The sequence below is a fragment of the Streptomyces sp. NPDC002324 genome (assembly GCF_053593335.1).
Map to the genome: position 1 here is coordinate 30,987 of NZ_JBSFCF010000038.1, position 16,590 is coordinate 47,576.

Annotated in this window: 1 protein-coding gene; it reads right to left on the reverse strand. The window is 73.8% G+C overall.

The window, feature by feature from the left end:
- Positions 1–42 precede the first annotated feature (42 nt).
- The gene (locus ACWCRJ_RS35275) at positions 43–16,590 is read right to left on the reverse strand and encodes an amino acid adenylation domain-containing protein (protein ID WP_450943099.1); all 16,548 of its coding nucleotides are present in this window, start codon (positions 16,588–16,590) and stop codon (positions 43–45) included.

The following is a 16,590-nucleotide window of genomic DNA, read 5'->3' on the forward strand; positions in this document are numbered from 1 at the left end:
AGGTCGATGTCGTGGGCGGAAGGCCGGTCCGTGCGGCTGGCGTCACCGTTCGACGAAGTCCCAGTAGCGGGAGATCGCGGCTTCGTCGATGTCCGGGATCGCGACCGTCAGATCCCGCAGCCGCCGGAGTGTCCTGTCGTTGTCGAACTCCAGGGTCGGCTGCCGCCGGTCCGACGCGTTCCTCGCGTGCTCTTCGAGATACGCCTGGTAGGGCAGGATCGGCAGGTTCTGTCCCCGTTCGCTCGCGCGCCGCAGGCGCCGCAGCCACTCGGTGAGCGGGACCGGTTCGCAGACCGTCCCGCGCATCCGGTCGTGGCCGCTCAGGAAGACACCGGCTCCGATGCTGCGCGGGTGGTGGAGATGGTGCACACGGGCGGTTCCCGTGTCGGTCAGGATCAGCCCCACGACGGCGCGGGCCAGGACGTCGACGGGGAGCAGCGCTTCCTCCAGATCCGGTCCGACCGGATGGCAGCCGAGCGCGGCGCAGCTGGTGAGCAGCCGGGAGAACATGTCGTCCGGGCTGACGGCACCGGTCGAGGTGTGCGCCCAGATACGGCCGAGCCGGTGGATGGCGCCGGTGGCCCCCCGCTCGAAGGCACGCTCCACGAGCCGGTCCGCGACCCATTTGCTCGCCGCGTACCCGTTCCCGAACGGGTGTTCCTCACCGGCGATCGGTGAATCCTCCGTCACCAGCCGGGAGTCCTGGCCGAGCCCGAACACACCGAGGGTGGAGAGGTGGTGGAATGCCTTCGGCCGGCCTTCGCAGGCCAGGCGCAACAGGGTCCGGGTGCCCTCCACGTTGGTCGGTTTCAGCCGGGTGTACGGCGAGAGGTGATGGACGTGCGCGCCGCTGTGCACGATCGTGTCGACCCGCTCGCGCAGCCTCGCCCAGTCCGCGGGGTCGAGGCAGAGGTCCGTTGCCGCCAGGTCACCCCGGACGACATTCAGCCGCGGATCGTCCGGCGCCGACCCCAGGTCGATGCCGTAGCGTCGTATGGCCCCGGTCAGCCGCTCGCCGGCCTCGGCGTCGGTCCGCGCACGGACGAGGCAGTGCACACGCGCCGATGTCCGGTGCAGCAGTTCGGCCAGGAGGAAGGCTCCGACGAACCCCGTGGCCCCGGTCAGCAGGATCTCCCGAGGACCGTCGGCATGCGGGACGCCATTCCGCGCATCGGGTGGGCAGGACGGGGATGCACCGGACGTGAAGCGCAGGGCGGGACTCAGCTCGGCTTCCGAGTCCGGCACCCAGGACGCTGCGTCCCGACCGCCCTCGGTGAGGTGGCGGGCCAGTCCCGCCGGGGTCGGTGCTTCGAGGAGCGCCGACAGGCTGGACCGGACCGACAGCGTCTCCCCGATCCTCCCGGCCAGCCGGACGGCGAGCAGGGAGTGACCGCCCAGCGCGAAGAAGTCGTCGTCGGCGGAGACCTCGGACACCCCCAGCACCTCGGCGAACAGGGCGCACAGCAGGGCCTCCCGTTCGGTCCGAGGCGCCCGGCCGGTACCGGCGGCGGTGTCCGGCGGGGCGGGCAGTGCCCTGCGGTCGAGCTTGCCGTTGGCGTTCAGCGGGATCGCGTCGACCTCGACGAACGCGGACGGCACGAGGTGGGCGGGGAGGACGGCGGCGAGCCGGGCCTTCAATTCGTCGGCCGCCAGCGGTGTTTCGGCGCCCCCTACGACGTATGCCACCAGGCGCTGGTCTCCTGGACGGTCCTCGCGGGCGATCACCGCGGCCCGTGCGACGCCGTCCAGCGCGGTCAGGGCGGTCTCGATCTCGCCAGGCTCGATCCGGTAGCCCCGGATCTTGACCTGGTCGTCGACGCGTCCGGCGTACTCCAGCACTCCGGCGCGGTTCCAGCGGGCCCGGTCGCCCACCCGGTACATCCGGGTGCCGGGCGGGCCGTACGGGTCGGCGACGAACCGTTCGGCGCTCTGGCCGGGCCGCCCGGCGTAGCCGCGGGCGAGTCCGGTGCCGGCGAGGTACAGCTCGCCCCACACCCCGTCGGGGACGGGCTGGAGGTGCGCGTCGAGCACGTACACCCGCGCGTTGCCGAGGGGTCGGCCGATCGGCACCGGCCCTGCGTCGAGGCGGTCGTGAGGTTCGAGGCGGTGGACGACACAGCCGACGGTCGCCTCGGTCGGCCCGTACTCGTTGATCACCACGGCCTCGGGGTGACGGTCGCGCCATGCTTGGAGCGCGGTGCCGTCGAGGGCCTCGCCTCCGATGACCAGGTCCCGGGCGTCGCTGACGCGGTCGGGCAGCGACTCCAGGAGCCGCAGATGGCTCGGGGTGACCTTGAGCAGGTCGGGCGTCGGTGTGTCCTGGTCGAGGTCCGCGAACCGCACCCGTCCGCCCGTGACGAGCGGGGTGAACAGCGTGGTCACCGGCATGTCGAAGGCGAGGGAGGTGTGCACCAGGGACTCGCCGGACGCGGCCGGGTACATCGCCGCGGCCTCGCTCAAGTAGGCGGCGAGCGAACCGTGTTCGACGACCACACCCTTCGGGCGGCCCGTCGATCCGGAGGTGTGGATCAGGTAGGCGGCCTGGTGGGGGTGGACGGGCCCACCCAGGTCGCCGTCGGGGAGATCGTCCGGGGCGGCCGGGTAGGTCTCCACGTCCAGCACGATCCGCGCGCCCGCGTCGGCGACCAGCGCGTCGATCCGCGCCCGCGGGTTGGCCGGGTCGACCGGCAGATAGGCCGCCCCGGTCTTCAGAACCGCCAGCAGCGCCACGACCACGTCCGGTCGGCGCGGCAGCACCACGGCGACGACCGTCTCCGGGCCCGCGCCGAGGGCGATCAGATGCCGGGCGAGCCGGTTGGCGCGACGGTTCAGCTCGTCGTACGTCAGCTCCGTGGTGCCGGTGGCGTCCTCGCCGTCCGCGACGACGGCCACCGCGTGCGGGGTCTGCTTCACCTGAGCCTCGAACATGTCCGGCAGCGACGCCCCCGGCAGCGGTCGGCCGGTGTCGTTGCGGCGGACGAGCACGTCCTCGCGTTCGGCGGGGGTGAGCAGGGGCAGGGCGTGCAGGGGACGCGCCGGGTCGGCGGTCACCTCCTCCAGCAGGCGCAGATAGCGGTCGGCGATGCCCTCGGCGGTGGCGCGGTCGAACAGGTCCGAGGCGTACTCGACCGATCCGGACCAGCCGCCCTCCCCCCGCGCGCCGGTCTCGACGAGCGTCAGGGACAGGTCGAACTTGGCCCGGTCGCCGGGCACGTCCCCGACGCTCACCTCCAGGCCGGGCAGCCTGGGCGCGACCGCTCGCTGATTGACCGTGAGCATGACCTGGAACAGCGGGTGCCGGGAGCGGGAGCGTGCCGGGTTGAGGACCTCGACCAGCTGCTCGAACGGCACGTCGGTGTGGTCGTAGGCCGCCACGTCCGCCGCACGCACCCGGTCGAGGAGTTCCTCGAAGGTGGGGTCGCCGGAGGTGTCGGCGCGCAGCGCCAGGGTGTTGGTGAACAGCCCGACGAGGTCTTCGAGGGCGGTGTCCGGGCGGCCTTCCACGGGCGTGCCGATCACGATGTCGTCGCCCGCGCCGAGCCGGTTGAGCAGGGTGACGAGCGTGGCGTGCAGCACCATGAAGGCGCTGGCGCCCCGCTCCCGGCCGAGCGTCTCGACCCGGTCGCGCAGTACGGCCGGCACCGTGAAGGGCACGGTGCCACCGCGCTGGGAGGCGACGGCGGGCCGGGGCCGGTCAGTGGGCAGCTCGGTCTGGTCCGGGATTCCGGCCAGTTCCCTCGTCCAGAAGTCGAGCCGGTCGGTGGGCAGTTCGCGTTCCCACAGCGCGTAGTCGGCGTACTGCAGGGGCAGCGGGGCCCAGTCGGGGGCGTGGCCGGCGAGACGGGCGGTGTAGGCGGTGGACAGGTCGGCGGCGAGGGGCCGCATGGAGGCGCCGTCGCCCGCGATGTGGTGCAGGAGCAGCAGCAGGGCGTGTTCCCGCTCTCCGTCGGTGAACAGCACGGCGCGGATGGGCGGTTGGTGGTCCAGGGCGAACGGGAGCCGGGAGGCCTCGGCCATCCCGGTGTCGAAGCCGGCCGGGTCGGGGTCGGCCGGGTCGGGGTCGGCCGGGTCGGGGTCGGCCGGGTCGTACGAACGGGTGGTGAAGCGCGGTTCCGTCTCGACGACGACCTGGTGCGGTCCCTCGGGCCCGTCGGCGATCACCGTGCGCAGCACGTCGTGCCGTCGGCACAGGTCGCCGAAGGCGTCCCGCAGGGCGTCCCGGTCGAGGGCGCCGGTCATCCGCAGGCCCACGGGGATGGTGTACGCGGGGGACTGGCCGTCGAGCCGGTCGAGGAACCACATCCGGCGCTGTGCCGCCGACAGGGGCACCCGCTCGGGCCGTTCGCGCCGGACCAGCGGCGGCCTGGCGGCCCGTGTCGCCCGGCCCGCCAGCAGTTCCGCGAGCCGGGCGACGGTCGGGTGCTCGAAGACCTCCCGGATGGACAGCTCCGCCCGGAGGCCGGCGCGGATCCGGTTGACCAGCCGGGCGACGAGCAGGGAGTGGCCGCCGAGGTGGAAGAAGTCGTCGTCGGCGCCCACGTCGGGCACGCCGAGGACGGCGGCGAAGAGATCCGCCACACGCCGTTCCGTGCCGTCGGCGGGTGTCCTGCCCGTGCCGTCGGCGGTGCGGTCGGGTGCGGGCAGCGCTTTGCGGGCGATCTTGCCGTTGGCGGTGAGCGGCAGTTTCTCCAGGACGACGAACGCGGCCGGGACCATGTAGTCGGGCAGGGCGCGCGCCGCCGCGGCGCGCAGCGCGGCCGGGTCCGCCGGGTGATCCGGCTCCGGCACCACGTAGGCGACGAGGCGCTTGTCGCCGGGGGTGTCCTCGCGGACGACCACGGCAGCGGAGTCGATACCGGGCCGGGCCGTGAGCACGGCCTCCACCTCGCCGAGTTCGATGCGGAAGCCGCGGATCTTCACCTGGTCGTCGACGCGGCTGACGAACTCCAGCCGCCCGGCGGCCGTCCAGCGGGCCAGGTCGCCCGTGCGGTACATCCGGGAGCCGGGCGTACCGTACGGGTCGGCGACGAAGCGGCCGGCGGTCAGTCCGGGGCGGCCGTGGTAGCCACGGGTGACGAGGTCGCCCGCGACGTACAGTTCGCCGGCGGTGCCCACGGGTGCGGGGCGCAGCAGCGCGTCCAGCACGTACATCCGGGTGTTCCAGGCGGGTGTGCCGATGGTGACGACACCGGGCGGCACGGCGTCGCCGGGTTCGATGCGGAACAGGCTGCAGCCGATGGTGGTCTCGGTCGGGCCGTACTCGTTGAGGACGGTCACGCCGGGGTGCCGGGCGCGCCAGGCGTCCAGTACATCGCCGAGCAACGACTCGCCGCCGAGGACGAGTTGGCCCTCCGGGGAGTATTCGTCGGGCACCACGCCCAGCAGGTGCAGATGGCTGGGGGTGGCCTTGACGAAGTCGGGCCGGGTGACGGACGCGTCCGGGTCGGGGCCGCTCGCGCTCCAGCGGACCAGTTCCACGGTGCCGCCGGAGATCAGCGGCCCGAACATACCGGTGGCGGTGAGGTCGAAGGAGACCGGTGAGTGCACCAGGACGCGTCCGCGCAGGCTCTCGTACTCGTGGGTCGCCCACGCCAGGTAGGCGACCAGTGAGCGGTGTTCGACGACGACTGCCTTGGGCCGTCCGGTGGAGCCCGAGGTGAAGATGACGAACGCGGCGTGCTCGGGCCGCCGGTCCACGGCGGTGAGCGGGCCGGACGGCCGTGCGGCGATCGCCGGGTCGGATGTCGACACGACCGGCGCGTCCGTCAACGAGCGGACGGTCGCAACGAGTTCGGCCGTGGTGACCACGGCGACCGGCGCGATGTCCCCCAGCATGAAGGCGAGCCGGTCGGCCGGGTGGGCCGGGTCGAGTGGCAGATAGCCGGCGCCGGTCTTCAGGGCGCCCAGCAGGGTCACCGGGATGTCCTCGGAGACCGGCATCAGCACGGCGACGTACCGCTCGGGACCGGCGCCGAGGTCGAGGAGGTGCCGGGCCAACCGGTTGGCCCGGGCGTCGAGTTCGGCGTAGGACAGCTCGGTCGCGCCGAACACGACGGCAGGGGCGTCCGGGGTGCGGGCGGTCCGGTCCTCGATCAGGTCGGTGAGCGTCCCGGAGGGCACCTCGTGGTCGCTGCTGTTCCATTCGGTGAGCAGCAGCCGTCGCTCGGCGGCGTCCACGACGTCGAACTCCCCCACCGGGCGCCCGGGTTCGGCGACGACGTCGGTGAGCAGCCGGGTGAAGCGCTCGGCGATACGGACGGCCGAGTCGCGGTCGAAGAGGTCGGTGGCGAACTCCAGGAGTCCGCCGATCCCGCCCTCGGGCCGCTCGGTGAGGAAGAACGACAGGTCGAACTTGGCGGCGGGCGACGCGACCGGCCGCACCCGTGCCGTGAGGCCGGGCAGGTCGACGGCGAGGTCGAGGGCCGCCTGCTGGTCGGCGTTGTTGAAGTTCAGGCCGGTCTGGAACAGCGGGTGCCGGGCGGTGGAGCGTGCCGGGTTGACCGCCTCCACGACCCGTTCGAACGGTACGTCCTGGTGGGCGTAGGCGGCCAGGTCGGCGGCCCGCACCCGGCGCAGCACCTCGGTGAAGTCGGGGTCACCGGTCAGGTCGGTGCGCAGGACGAGGTTGTTGGCGAAGAAGCCGACCAGGGGGGTGAGGGCCTCGTCCGTGCGGTTCGCGACCGGTGAGCCGATCACGATGTCCTCGCCCGCGCCGAGCCGGTGCAGCAGGGTGGCCAGCGCGGCGTGCACGACCATGAAGACGGTCGTGTGGTGCTCACGGGCGAGCCGGACCAGGGCCTCGTGGACGGCGGGCTCGACCGTGAAGGGCACGGTGTCGCCCCGGTGGGTGGGGACGGCGGGCCGGGGCCGGTCGAAGGGCAGCTCCAGCTGCTCGGGCAGCCCGGCGAGCGCCGTGCGCCAGTGATCGAGCTGCCGGGAGAGGGCGCTGTCCGGGTCGTCCGCCTCGCCCAGTGCCTCCCGCTGCCATACCGCGAAGTCGGCGTACTGGACGGGGAGTCGGGCCCAGTCGGGGGTCTCTCCCCTGGCACGGGCCGTATACGCGCCGGCGAGGTCGCGGGCGAGCGGGGCCATGGAGGCGCCGTCGCCGGCGATGTGGTGCAGGACCAGCAACAGCACGTGTTCGCCCGCGCCGATGTCGAACAGGGTTGCGCACAGCGGGGGTTGGGCGGTGAGGTCGAACGGGGTGCGGACGGCGTCGGCCAGTCGGGCGGCGAGCCCCTCCTCGTCGGCATCCACCACGCGCAGCGGCGGCACGGACGCCAGGACCACCTGGTGGGGCCCGCGCTCGTCCTCGGCGAAGACCGTGCGCAGCGCCTCGTGCCGCTCCGCCAGGTCGTCCAGGGCGGCGGTGAGTGCGGCCACGTCGAGGTCACCGGTCAGCCGCAGCGCGACGGGCAGGTTGTACGTCGGGGACGGGCCCTCGAAGCGGTGCAGGAACCACAGCCGTTCCTGCGCGTACGACAGCGGCAGGCGGCCCTGACGGGGCAGGGCCGTGACGCCGGTGCGGCGCGGGCCGCTTCCGTCGAGCCGGGACGCGAGCTTCGCCACGGTGGTCGCCTCGAACAGGACCGAGAGTTCGAGGTCGGTGTCGAGGGCGGCGCGGATTCGGCTCGCCAGCCGGGTGACCAGCAGGGAGTGTCCGCCGAGCGCGAAGAAGTCGTCGTCGACGGAGACCTCGGGGACGCCCAGCACCTCGGCGAACAGGCCGCACAGGATCTCCTCCTGCGGGGTGCGCGGGCCGCGCCCGGCGGTGTGCGCGAGGTCGGAGACCGGCAGGGCCCGGCGGTCGAGCTTGCCGTTCGGGGTGAGCGGCAGCACGTCCAGGGTGACGATCTGGGCCGGGACCATGTACTCGGGCAGCCGTGCCGCGAGCCGGTCCCGCAGCGCCTCCGCGTCGACGGGGACGCCCTGCGCGGCGGGGACGACATAGCCGACGAGCCACTGCCCGTGCACGGCCGCGGCGGCGCGGGCGACGGCCGGGTGGTCGGTGAGCGCGTCCTCGATCTCGCCGAGTTCCACGCGGAAGCCGCGCAGCTTCACCTGGTTGTCGGCGCGTCCGAGGTACTCCAGTTCGCCGTCCGCCGTCCAGCGCGCCAGGTCCCCGGTGCGGTACATGCGCGCGCCGGGCGGCCCGTACGGGCTCGCGACGAACCGTTCGGCGGTGAGCGCCGGCCGGTCGAGGTAGCCACGCGCCAGCTGGACGCCCTCGACGTACAGTTCACCGGGCGCGCCGGGGGCGACCGGGGCCAGCGTCGTGTCGAGCACGTAGGCGCGGGTGTTGGCGACGGGTCCGCCGATCAGCACGGTCTCGGTGTCCGCCGGCGCGGCCCAGGCGGTGACGTCGACCGCGGCCTCGGTGGGACCGTAGGCGTTGAGGAGCACGGCGCGGGAGTCGTCGTGGAAGCGGCGGACCAGCTCGGCGGGGAGGGCCTCGTCGCCGGAGACGACCAGGCGCACGGAGTCCGGCAGCCCGGTCTCGGCCAGGTAGGCCCCGAGCATGGAGGCGCTGAGGTGGACGACGGCCACGGACTCCTCGCGCATCAGCCGCTCCAGGTAGAGCGGGTCACGGTGGCCGTCGGGCCGGGCGACGACGAGGGTGCCGCCGTACATCAGGGTCCAGAAGACCTCCCACACCGACACGTCGAAGCTGACCGGGGTGGACTGCAGCACCCGCTCGCCCGGGGCGAGTCGGTGGTCGCGCTGCATCCACCACAGCCGGTTCGCCATGCCCGCGTACGTGTTGACGGTGCCCTTGGGGCGGCCGGTGGAGCCCGAGGTGTAGATGACGTACGCGGAGTTGTCCGCGTGGGCCGTCACCCCGGGGTTGCCCTCGGGGCCCTCGGCAACGGGTGGGATCCGTTCGAAGCCGTCCGCGTCACGGTCGGCGATCAGCAGCCGGGCGCCGGAGTCGGCGAGGATGTAGGCGATCCGGTCGGCCGGGTAGCCGGTGTCGATCGGCACGTACGCGGCGCCCGCCTTGAGCACCGCCCACAGGGCCACCATCAGGTCGACCGAGCGCGGCAGCATCACGGCGACCCGTGACTCGGGTCCCACGCCCCGCTCGCGCAGGGCGTGGGCGAGCCGGTTCACCCGGGTGTTGAACTCTCCGTAGGTGACGCTCGCGCCCTCGCAGCGGACCGCCTCCGCGTCGGGGGTGCGCAGGGCGTGCGCCTCCAGCAGGGCGACCGCCGAACTCTCGGCGTGGAACGCCACGGTGGTGTCGTTCCAGCCGGTGAGCACCAAGGCGCGGTCGTCGGCGCCGAGGACGTCGACCTCGGAGAGCCGCTGTCCGGGGTCGGCGGTGACGCGCTCCAGGACGCGGACGAACCGGACCGCGAAGCTCTCGGCCGTACGGCGGTCGTAGAGGTCGGTGGCGTACTCCAGGCGGCAGAGCAGGCCGCCGCCCTCGTGGACGTGGCAGTCGAAGTGCACGTCGAACTTGGCGGTGCCGCTGGTGACCGGGCCGGGGTCGGCGGTGACGCCGGGCAGGTCGAAGCGGGCCTCGGTGAGGTCGAGCCAGGCCAGCATCACCTGGAAGAAGGCGTGCCGGGAGCGGGAGCGCTCCGGGTTCAGCTCCTCCACCAGGCGTTCGAAGGGGACGCCCTGGTGGGCGTAGGCGGCGAGGCCCGTCTCCCGGACGCGGACGAGCAGCTCCTCGAAGCTCGGGTCGCCGGAGGTGTCCATGCGGTAGACGAGGGTGTTGATGAAGACGCCGACCACGTCGTCGAGGACGGAGTCGGGCCGGTCGGCGATCACACCGCCGAGCGGGATGTCCTCGCCCGCGCCGAGCCGGGTCAGCAGCAGGGACACGGCGGCCTGGAGGACCATGAACGGGGTCGTGCGGGTGCGTCCTGCCAGGTCCAGCATCCGCTGGTACAGCTCGGGGGCGACGGGGAACTCGACGTGGTCGCCGCGGTGGGTGGCCACCGCCGGTCGCGGCCGGTCACCGGGGAAGCTGACCTCGGGCGGCAGGCCGTCCAGGTGCTGCTTCCAGTACTCGATCTGGCGGGGCAGGTCGGTGGCGAGCGTCTCGCGCTGCCAGATCGCGAAGTCCGGGTACTGCACGGTCAGTTCGGGGAAGCCCGGCGTGTCGGCGCCGGTCCGGGCGCGGTAGCCGGTGGTGATGTCCTCGGCCATCGGACGCAGCGAGGCGCCGTCCGCGGCGATGTGGTGCACGACCAGCAGCAGGACAAACGTGTCCGGTCCGGTCTCGTACAGCGTCGTCCGCAGGGGCACGTCGCGGGTCAGGTCGAAGGGGCGGCCCGCGTCGGCGGCGAGGTCGGGGGCGGCGTCGCGGACGTACTCCGTGGTGTAGGGCGTCTCGGGCGGCAGGACCACCTGGTGGGGGCCCTCGGCGTCCTCCGGGTAGACCGTGCGGAGCGCCTCGTGGCGGGCGACCAGCTCTGCCAGCGCGCCGGCGAGGGCGTCCGTGTCGAGGGTGCCGGTCAGCCGGATCGCGAGGGGGATGTTGTAGGTGCCGGAGGAGCCCTGGAGGCGTTGCAGGAACCACATGCGTTCCTGGGCGAACGACAGCGGGACACGGCCGGGCCGTTCCTCGGCGGTGATGCGTTTGGCCTGGGGGGCCAGGCTGGTCAGTCGTTCGGCGACACCGGCGACGGTCGGGGCGGCGAAGAGGTCGCGCAGCGACAGGTCGACGCCGAACTCGTCGCGTACCCGGTGCACCAGACGGATCATCAGGATCGAGGTGCCGCCGAGTGCGAAGAACTCGTCGTCGACACCGACGCGCTCGACGCCGAGGACGTCGGCGACGATGGCGCACAGGGACGTCTCCTCGGGCGAGCGGGGCTCGCCGCCGCCGGCCGGGGCCACCGGCGCGGAGCCGGTCTCCACCGGTGCGGCGCCCATGACGAGCAGCCGGTCCGCGTCGTCCACCTCGATCAACTCGCGTGCTGGAACGTCGAGTTCGGCCGTCGCGTCGCCGAATCGGCCGAACAGTTCGGACAGGATGTCGGCGAGGCGGGTGACGGCCGGGGGGTCGAAGGCTCCGGCGAGGTAGGAGAACCTCAGCCGCAGCCGTGTGCCGGGGAAGACGGACAGGGTGACCGGATAGTGGGCCCGCTCGACGAGATCGGCGTGGGCCAGGCGCAGACCGCCGGCCTCGATGCCGTCGTCCATCGGGTAGTTCTCGAAGGCGACGACGGTGTCGAACAGTGCGTCGAAGCCCGAGGCGCGGGTCAGTCCCGCCAGCGAGGCGTGCTGGTGGGCGTGGAGGGACCGCTGTTCCCGCTGGAGCCGGGTCAGCAGCGCGGCCAGTGTCTCGTCCCGGTCGATCCGTACCCGGACCGGCAGGGTGTTCACGAACAGGCCGAGCATCGACTCCGCGCCGGGCAGCTCGGGCGGGCGCCCGGAGACGGTCGCGCCGAACACGACGTCGTCCCGGCCGGTGAAGGCGCCCAGCAGCAGCCCCCACAGGCCCTGCACCACGGTGTTGAGCGTGAGGCGGTGCGCGCGGGCCGTCGACACCAGCGCGTCGGTGAGCGCCTCGGACAGCACCAGTTCGTGCACGTCGTGCCCGTCGCAGGTGCGGTCGGCCCGCGCGAGCAGGGTGGGGGCCCGCAGTCCGTCGAGGCGCTCCCGCCACACCCCGGCCGTGGTCTCGTGGTCCTGCCGGTCGAGCCAGGCCAGGTAGTCGCGGTACGGGGCGGTCGGCGGCAGTTCGGCGCCGCCGTACAGGGTGAACAGTTCGCGTACGAGCAGGGGCAGGGACCAGCCGTCGAGCAGCAGGTGGTGGTGGGTCAGCACGAGGCGGCGGTCGCCGAGCGCGGTGAACCGCAACAGGGGCGGGCGGACGACGCTGAAGCCGCGGGCACGGTCGCGGGCGAGAAAGGCCGCGAGGTCGTCCTCGTCGCGCTCCTCCCAGGGGAGCTTCACGTCGGCGGGGACGACCTGCACGGGGGCGCCCGCCGAGCGGCTGCGGAAGGCGGACCGCAGGTTCGGGTGGCGGTGCAGCAGGGCGGTGGCGGCGGCCCGCATCCGCTCGGGGTCGAAGCCGCCGTCCGTCTCCAGGACGAGCTGGCCGACGTAGGGGTCCTCGGGCTCGTACAGTGCGAGGAAGAGCAGCCCCTCCTGGAGCGGTGAGAGGGGCAGGACGTCGGTGGCGCCCCGGAACCGGTCCAGTTCCTCCTGGGTGATGCGGACGAGGGGTACGTCGGAGACGGTGAGGCCGCCCCGGGTGTGCGCGGCCAGTTCGGTCAGGACCTCGGTCCACGTCTCGGCGAGGGCTCGTACGTCGGCCTCCGTGAGGACGCCCGGGGGGTAGGTCCACTCGGCGGTCAGCTCGCCGTCACGGACGTGGGCGTCGATCTGGAGGGCGTGCGTGAGCGCGAGGTCGTCATCGGCCAGCAGGTCGACGGCGGCCTCGCCGTCGGCTAGGTGCCAGCCGCCGAGGTCGTGCGCGTCCAGACGGCCCAGGTAGTTGAAGGCGATCTGGGGCGCTCGCAGGCCGGTGAGCCGGTCGCGCAGCAGGTCGTGGCCGCGACCGCCGTGCGGGACGGCGCGCAGCTCCTCCTTGGTGCGCTTGATGAGACGGGCGCCGGTCTCGGTGCCGGCGCCCAGGCGCACCGGGTGGATACGGGTGAACCAGCCGACGGTGGTGGACAGGTCCGTCCCGGGCGGGAGGTGGTCGCGGCCGTGGCCCTCCAGGTCGACCAGGACCGGCCCTTCGCCCCGCCCGCGTTGCACGGCGGCCGAGAGCGCGGCGAGCAGGATGTCGTCCGGGGTGGCCCGGTAGGCGGCGGGCAGGGTGGCCAGCAGGGTCCGGGTGAGGTCGGGCGGGACGGTGACGGTGACCGAGCGGGCGGTTCCGTGGACGTCCCGGTCGGGGTCCAGGGGGCGGGCGCCGAGCACCGGTTCCGGGGTGGACAGCAGGTCGGTCCAGAGCGGGAGTTCGTCGAGGGGGGCCCGGAGGAGTCCGGCCCAGCGGCGCAACGAGGTCCCGGGCGGGGAGAGTTCGGCGCCCTTGAGCGCCTCGGCGAGGTCGGTCAGCAGGATGCGCCAGGACACGCCGTCGACGACCAGGTGGTGCAGGACGAGCAGCAGCCGGCCGGGGTTCGCGGGCCCGTGGTCGAACCACACCGCCCGTACCATCGCGCCGTCGTCGGGCGACAGCGCGCGGCGCGCGGCCTCCTTGTGTCCGGCCACGTCCGCGTCGCGGGCGGTCACGTCCCGTCCCGCCTCGTCCTGTCCGGCCGCGTCCTCGTGCCGGGCGTGGGTGAGGCAGTCCTCGGCCCGTACGGCTCCCACCGGCCGGATGTGCCGGCCGCGCATCCGCAGGGCGTCGTGGCGGTCGAGGACCTGCTGGAGGGCGGCGGCCAGCCGGTCGTACGACAGTCCGGGCCCGGTGGCCAGCAGCAGGGACTGGGCGAAGCCGGCCGTGGAGCCGGCCCGTTCGGCGAGACGCCGGGCCATCGGGGTCTCGGGGAGTTCGCCGACCGGGTCGTCCTCGACGGGCGGGGGCGCCGGTGCCGTCGTGGTGACGGCGGCGAGCCGGGCGACGGTCGGATGGTCGAAGACGTCCTGGGGCGTGAGGTGGAGGCCCTGGCGGCGGGCGCGGCTGACGAGCTGGATGGCGTGGATGCTGTCCGCGCCGAGGGCGAACAGGTCGTCGTCGACGCCCAGTTCGGGACGGCCGAGCAGGGCGGCGGCGAGGGTGTGCAGGGTCCGCTCGGTGTCGGTCGAGGGGGCGCGTCCGCCGACCTGGCGGGCCGGGACGGGCAGCGCGCGGCGGTCGACCTTGCCGTTGGGGGTCACCGGGATCGACGGCAGGACGAACACGGTGACCGGCACCATGTGGGCGGGCAGCCGCCGCGCGAGATACGCGCGGGCGTCGCTCTCGGGGGTGCCGGTGGCGTAGCCGACCAGTTGGCGGGCGCTCGTGGCGGAGTCGTGGACGAGGACCACGGCCTGTTCGACGCCGGGCACGGTCGCGAGGACGGCCTCGACCTCGGCGGGTTCGACGCGCTGTCCGTTGATCTTGATCTGGTCGTCGGCGCGTCCGACGAAGTCCAGGCCGCCGTCGGCGCGGCGGCGCACCAGGTCGCCGGTGCGGTACATCCGGGTGCCGGCCGGGCCGTGGGGGTCGGCCACGAACCGTTCGGCGGTGGCGCCGGGCCGGTCGAGGTAGCCGCGCGCGAGCTGGACGCCCGCGAGGTACAGCTCACCGGTGACCCCGTCCGGCACCGGTCGCAGGGCCGGATCGAGGACGTAGGCGCGGGAGTTGTGGGTGGGTGTGCCGATGGTGACCGGCTCGCCGGGCACGCAGGCGTGGGAGGTGGCGGTGACCGAGAACTCGGTGGGGCCGTAGGAGTTGTGCAGCCGTGCCCCGCACACGCGGTGGAAGCGGTCGGCGAGTCCGGCCGGCAGCGCCTCACCGCCGCAGCTGACCATGCGCAGCGAGGCGCTCGGCGCGTCCGCGCACTCGTATTCGTACTCGTCGAGGAAGGGGCCGAGCATGGCCGGGACGAAGTGGATGACGGTGATCTGCTCGTCGCGCACCAGCCGGGCCAGATAGGCCGGGTCCCGGTGGCCGTCGGGGCGGGCCACGACGAGGGTGGCGCCCCGGGTGAGGGTCCAGAACACCTCCCACACCGACACGTCGAACCCGACGGGTGTCTTGTGCACGACCCGGTCCGCACGGGTGAGCCGGTACTCGTCCTGCATCCAGGCCAGCATGTTGCCGATGCCGGCGTGGGTGACGACGGTGCCCTTGGGGCGGCCGGTCGTGCCCGAGGTGTGGATGACGTACGCGGCGTGGTCCCCCCGCAGGACGACGCCGGGGTTCGTCTCGGGCTGCCCCTGACCGAGGGCGCGTGCGCCGTCCTCGTCGAGGACGAGGGTCGCGCGGGAGTCGGCGACGAGGTACGCGATCCGGTCGGCCGGATAGCCGGTGTCGACGGGCACGTACGCGGCGCCGGTCTTCAGCACCGCCCACAGCGCGACGATCAGGTCGACCGAGCGCGGCAGCTTCACCGCGACCCGCGACTCCGGGCCCACGCCCCGGCCGCGCAGGGCGTGCGCGAGACGGTTCACGCGGGCGTTGAGTTCGCCGTACGTCAGCCGCTCGCCCTCGAAGGCGACGGCCTCGGCGGCCGGGTCCTGGGCCTCGAAGAGGTCCACCAGCGAGCGCGGGTCGGCGGCGTGGCCGGTGTCGTTGTGGGCGTGGAAGCGCTCCCGCTCCGCGTCGTCGAGCAGGTCGAGGGCGCCGATGGGCCGGTCGGGGTGCTCGGTGGCGGCGGTGAGGAGGCGGGTGTAGCGGTCGCGGTGGGCGGCTGCCGTCCCGGGGGTGAAGCGGCCGGGGTGGGCGTTGACGGTGAGCTGGATGCCGTCGCCCGCCTCGGGGTCGCCGAACGCGTGCAGGGCGAGGTCGCGCACCGGGCCGGAGGCCAGCTGGTGGGCGTCCGCCCGAGTGGGGCCGAAGGGCAGGCGGGCGGCGGCGAAGGAGAGGACGTTCACGGACGGGCCGCTGAGAGTGCCCGGGTGGGCGGCGGCTGCGAGGTCGCGGCGGAGTTCGTCGTGCGGGTAGCGCTGGTGGCGGGACGCCTCGGCGAGCCGGGCGGCGACGCGGTCCAGCAGTTCGGTGAAGGTGGTGGAACCGTCGACACGGATGCGCAGCGGGACGTCGTTGACGAGCATGGCGGGTGTGGCCAGGGCCCGTGGGCTGAGCCGGGCGGCCATGAACACACGGACGACCACGTCGTGGGCGCCGGTGACCCGGTGGGTGTGCGCGGCCATGGCGGCGATCACGGGAAGCGACCAGCGGGACCCGGCGAGTCCGCGGACGCGCCGGGCGGTGGGCTCGGTCAGACGGCCGGTGGCGCTGGGGAGGCTGGGGGCGAGACCGGTGGCGTGGGAGGAGGGGGCCGAGGGGGCGGCGGTGCCGTCGGCGGGGGAACCGAGGACCATGGTGCCGAGTTCGGTGGACTCGGGCAGGTCGGCGAACTGGTCGCGCCAGTAGGTGCCGTCGCGCTCGCGGCGGGGGGAGTCCAGATAGGTCCGCTCCTCGGCGAGGACCTCGGACAGGGTGCCGAAGCCGCTCGCCGGCGGCTGCTCGCCCGCCGCCAGGGCCGTGTAGACCTCCAGCAGACGGCGGCAGTGCAGCACCTGTCCGTAGCCGTCGAGGAGGATGTGGTGGTACCGGAAGTGGAACCAGTGCCGGTCGGGGCCGAGCCGCAGCAGGGTGTGCCGGAACAGCCGGTCGCCGGTGACGGGCACCGGCCGGGCCAGATCGGCGTCGGTCCAGGCACGGGCGGCACCGGCCGGGTCGGCCTCGCCGCTCAGGTCGAGATACTCCAACTCCCCCTGGAGTGACGGGTCCACGCTCTGTCGGACCGTCTCGCCGTCGTCCTCGAAGCGGACCCGCAGTGCCTCGGTCTCGGCCACGGCCCGTTCCACGGCACGGGTCAGCAGGGCGCGGTCCACGGGCCCGGGAACGTCGTAGTAGATGCCGCACGTGTAGAGCGGGCTGTCGGGGGTGAGGCGCTGGGCGACCCACACCCCGTGCTGGGCCGCCGTCAGCGGCAGGCCCTGATGCGTCGGGGCGGCACTCCGCAT